The sequence below is a fragment of the Corynebacterium sp. genome (genome assembly GCF_030535495.1).
In the GTDB taxonomy this organism is placed as follows: domain Bacteria; phylum Actinomycetota; class Actinomycetes; order Mycobacteriales; family Mycobacteriaceae; genus Corynebacterium.
In genome coordinates this window covers 1-1,949 of sequence record NZ_JAUNRW010000186.1, presented here as the reverse complement: position 1 = coordinate 1,949, position 1,949 = coordinate 1, and the positions used below count along the sequence as shown (strand labels likewise).

At 65.7% G+C, this 1,949-nt stretch carries 2 protein-coding genes and 1 tRNA gene; 1 reads left to right on the top strand and 2 read right to left on the bottom strand.

The features are described 5' to 3' along the window. Window positions 1–76 (bottom strand) — tRNA-Lys (locus tag Q4F73_RS12420). A gap of 273 nt (window positions 77–349) precedes the next feature. On the opposite strand from Q4F73_RS12420, the gene Q4F73_RS12415 reads away from it, so the two are divergent. Next, window positions 350–1,459 (top strand): Ig-like domain-containing protein, encoded by a 1,110-nt coding sequence (locus Q4F73_RS12415; RefSeq protein ID WP_303359648.1) that lies wholly within the window; start codon window positions 350–352, stop codon window positions 1,457–1,459. Here Q4F73_RS12415 and Q4F73_RS12410 read toward each other — a convergent pair. Next, window positions 1,456–1,949: SDR family oxidoreductase (locus Q4F73_RS12410; protein WP_303359647.1), on the bottom strand; the 494-nt coding region annotated here is incomplete at its 5' end. The genes Q4F73_RS12415 and Q4F73_RS12410 overlap by 4 nt on opposite strands.

Genomic DNA, 1,949 nt, shown 5'->3' with positions numbered 1-1,949 from the left:
TGGTGCGCCATCAGGGACTCGAACCCCGAACCCACTGATTAAGAGTCAGTTGCTCTACCAATTGAGCTAATGGCGCTGGTGTCTTCCGGGCTGACCGGGCAACGAAGAAAAATATAACAGGCGTTCGTGGAACCCACAAAATCGCCAGGTCAGGCTGTGGATTTAACGTGTCGTTCACCTGTGATGCCGGATCGTGATGTGTCCGATCTTGGTGTTGTGTGCGGGGAGAAGTAGGGTGGCGGTTGTTCGCGACGGCTCACCACCGTCGGCTGGAGAGTTGCTGAGGTAGTACGTGAAGGTCTTGAGGTCCCCACTGCGCTGGGGTGTGGCGGTGCTGGTGGCGTTGAGTATGACGGCCTGCACGATTGAGCGGACGTCGATAAGCGGGTCGGAGGAGACCGTCACGGCGGCGGCTCCGGCGCCGCTGGAGGTGTCGGTCAAAGACGGTGCGGAGGATGTCGATCCCTCCGTGCCCGTCACCGTCACCTCCGAGGAGGGGCTGACTTCGGTCACCATGACCAACCAGAACGGCAAGGTCGTGGAGTCGGAGCTGTCCGCGGACAAGAAGACGTGGACCACCGCGGAGGTTCTCGGTTACCACCGGACGTACACGATTGTCGCGAAGGACAGGGCGGGGCAGACGTCGACGACGGTGTTTGAGACGCCGAGTCCGGCGTCGACAAGCGGGGTGGCGCTGGCGCCTCTCGACGGCGCCGTGGTCGGCGTCGCGCAGACCATCACGATGCGTTTCGGCGTGGCGATCAAGGACCGGCAGGCCGCGCAGGATGCCATCACCATCACCACCTCCCCCGCGGTGGAGGGAGCCTTCTACTGGCTCAACAACTCCGAGCTGCGCTGGCGGCCGGCGGAGTACTGGCAGCCGGGCACCTCGGTGAGCGTCCGGGCCGATCTCTACGGTGCCCACCTCGGCGGCGGCACCTACGGCTCGCAGGACAACGAGATGAGCTTCACCATCGGCGAGGACGTGCGCACCGTCGTCGACGATGCCACCAAGTCGATGACCGTCTACCGGGGCGGCGAGGCGCTGCGCACCATCCCCGTCTCCCTGGGGCGCGACACCGCCCGCTGGGCCACCCCGAACGGCACCTACATCATCGGCGATCAGCTGGAGTCGATGGTCATGGATTCCATGACCTACGGCCTGGCCTATGACGAGGGCGGATACAAGACGCCGGTGTCGTACGCCACGCAGATGTCCTGGTCGGGCATCTATGTCCACGCCGCCCCCTGGTCAGTGGGGGACCAGGGCTACCGCAACGTCTCCCACGGCTGCATCAACGTCACCACCGAGGCCGCGCAGTGGTTCCAGAACACCGTCAAGCGCGGCGACCCCGTGGTCGTGCAGAACACGGTCGGCGGGACGCTGTCCGGCTACGACGGCCTCGGGGACTGGAACATCCCGTGGGAGACGTGGAAGCAGGGCAACGTCGACGCTTAAGGCGTCGGGGTGCCACCCGTGACGCCGAGGGTTTCACCCATGACGAACGACGCCTCGTCGGAGGCCAGGAACACGTAGGCTCCCGCCAGCTCCGCGGGCTGGCCCGCCCGGCCCACCGGGGAGTGCTGGCCGAAGCCCTCGAGCTTCTCCGGAGGCTGCCCGTGGGAGGGCTGCAGCGGGGTCCACACCGGGCCGGGTGCCACGGCGTTGACGCGGATGCCCTCAGGCGCGAGCTGCTCGGCCAGGCCCTTCGACAGGTTGTTCTGCGCGGCCTTCGTCAGGGCGTAGTCCAGCAGATGCGGGGAGGGGTTGTACGCCTGCACCGAGGAGGTGAAGATGATCGACGAACCGGCCTTGAGGTGCGGGATCGCCGCCTTGGTCACGCGGTAGTAGGAGTAGATGTTGGTCTTCATGGTGGCGTCGAAATCCTCGTCCGGGATGTTCTCGATGCCGTCGTGCCAGATCTGGCGGGAGGCGTTGTTGACCAGGA

What these genes read in the sequence shown, in the direction of transcription:
- Q4F73_RS12415 (WP_303359648.1), top strand. Translation starts at nt 350, where the DNA reads ATGACGGCCTGCACGATTGAGCGGACGTCGATAAGCGGGTCGGAGGAG.